Consider the following 1842-nt stretch of genomic DNA (forward strand, 5'->3'; position numbering starts at 1 on the left):
GCCTGGATGGGGCCGGGGTTGATGGGCTTGCCCTGGGTGTCGTCCACCAGGCGCACGTCCTCCGGCGGGTAGGGCGTGAGCAGCCGCTTGGACGCGTCCCCGAAGAAGGGCGTCAGGTAGGCGGAGACGCGCAGGTACTGCTCCGCGTTCGGGCCGGTGAGGGTCCGGTCCAGCGAGGCGCGATCCTCGGGGGACATGCGGGTGGCGGACGCGCAGCCGGAGGAGACTCCGACGACCAGCAGCGGCACCAGGAAGAGGGACGACAGCGAGCGGAAGGAACGCGGCATGGCACCTGGAGGCGCGCGGGGAGGAACGCGCGCGCGCTTCTGGGGTGCCTGCTTAGCCTAGCGGATGGCCTGCGTCAGCGCCGGCGTGTCCGTCGCCGCGAGCTTGCCGTTGCGGCAGCCGCGCTGCGGAGGACACACGGGGCCACGGCCATGCGGGTCCGCGACCAGGAGGAATCGCCCCTGCCCCCGCGCATCCGTCAGCTCCGGATGGCCGCACAGCGCGCAGTGGCGGGGGGGACGCTTCGAGGGAGGAAAGGGCACGCGTCAAGTGTGCGGCCTCCCCGCGCCCCCAGCGAATTTTCAGCCGGGGGCGGTGGGACGCGCGCTACGACTTGTCGCCGGACGCGGGGGCGGGCGCCGCCGCAGGAGCGCTGGCCGCCGGGCTGCTGCTCGGCGCCGCCGCCGCGGTGGACGCGGTCGACGAGGAGGACGACGACGATGAACCGCCGCCGTCCTTCTTCGTGGAGCCGTACAGGTCCGAGTACCAGCCGCCACCCTTGAGGTGGAAGCTGGAGCGGCTGACCTGCTTGCTCAGCGTGCCCTGGGCGCCGCACGCGGTGCACGCGGGGGGCGTCGGGTCGGACATCTTCTGCAAGACGTCGATGGTCTTTCCACAGGCCGAGCAGCCGTACTCGTAGATGGGCATGGGGTGGGTACCTCGTGTCGATGAGTCAGTGCGAAGGGGATTGAGCCTGGGCGGAGAGCTGCTTGCGCAGGCCCTCCGTCAGGTTCAGACGTTCAAAGGCGCGGGTGACCAGCTCCGCGGGAGCGCCGTGCTTGCGCCCCACGACGTTGGCCAGCGAGTGCAGATCCGTGGCGTCCGGCAGGGCATCCTTCGCCAGCCGCTCCAGCTCCTTGCGGAGCGCGTCGGTGAAGCGCTTCTGGATGCCCAGGTCCACCAGGTACTTGTCCCGGCCGAGCAGATCCAGCCGGTGGGTGAGGTGGCCCGTGGCCAGCACCTCGTTGCGGAAGCGCTCGCGCAGGGCCTCCACCTCCTCCTCGAGCTTGAGCGCGTGGACCAGCCGCTGCAACTCGCTGGGAGACAGGCCCAGGGCCCAGCCCACGCGGCCGGTGGCGCCGCGCTGCGAGGCGTAGGCCGTCTGGATGTTGTGGCGCTCGCGGGCCTCCAGCGTCTCCATGATGCCGTGCTGGCGGAGGACGTTCTCCATGTCCACCTGGGTCAGCTCGCCGCGCGGGCCGTTGTAGCGGTGCTCCAGCGTGCGCAGGAGCGAGTAGCGGTGCTCCGTGGCCTCGATGGCGGCCTCCAGCGTCTCCTTGCCCTCCGCGCGCGTCAGTTCAAAGAACGACAGTCGCTGGGCCTCCACGCGGGTGAAGCGGCCGCGCGGGCGGGGCAGCTCGCGCTTGATGAAGCGCGGGGCCTCCTCTTCGTCCGGAGCCTGCGGCGCCTGCGGAGCCGCGGTGGCCTGGGCGGAGGTGTCGGCGTCGTCCGCGTCGGCGGTGCGCTTCTTCGGGGCAATCCGCTCCTGGACGGCGGCGGCCTCCGCCTTGGCGCTCTTGCGGCGGCCGGACTTCGCGTCCGTCTCCTCCACGGGGG

Annotated in this window: 3 protein-coding genes and 1 pseudogene; all 4 read right to left on the bottom strand. The window is 72.0% G+C overall.

The window, feature by feature from the left end:
- A pseudogene (locus D7W79_RS41675) lies at positions 1-287 on the bottom strand (hypothetical protein); the annotation flags it as partial.
- Between the two features lie 57 nt (positions 288-344).
- Entirely contained in the window at positions 345-548 is a 204-nt protein-coding gene (locus tag D7W79_RS41680; RefSeq protein ID WP_120530714.1) for a hypothetical protein, read from the bottom strand.
- Positions 549-612: 64 nt separating this feature from the next.
- Positions 613-933: an FmdB family zinc ribbon protein gene (locus D7W79_RS41685; RefSeq protein WP_120530715.1), complete on the bottom strand. Its 321-nt coding sequence runs from the start codon at positions 931-933 to the stop codon at positions 613-615.
- Positions 934-958: 25 nt separating this feature from the next.
- The coding region (locus D7W79_RS41690; protein ID WP_120530716.1) for a hypothetical protein at positions 959-1842 on the bottom strand (884 nt) is incomplete at its 5' end.

This window comes from Corallococcus exercitus (assembly GCF_003611585.1).
GTDB classification, from domain to species: domain Bacteria; phylum Myxococcota; class Myxococcia; order Myxococcales; family Myxococcaceae; genus Corallococcus; species Corallococcus exercitus.

Bases quoted from the DNA above. Each gene is read 5' to 3' on its own strand.
- D7W79_RS41685 (WP_120530715.1), bottom strand. From the start codon at position 933: ATGCCCATCTACGAGTACGGCTGCTCGGCCTGTGGAAAGACCATCGAC.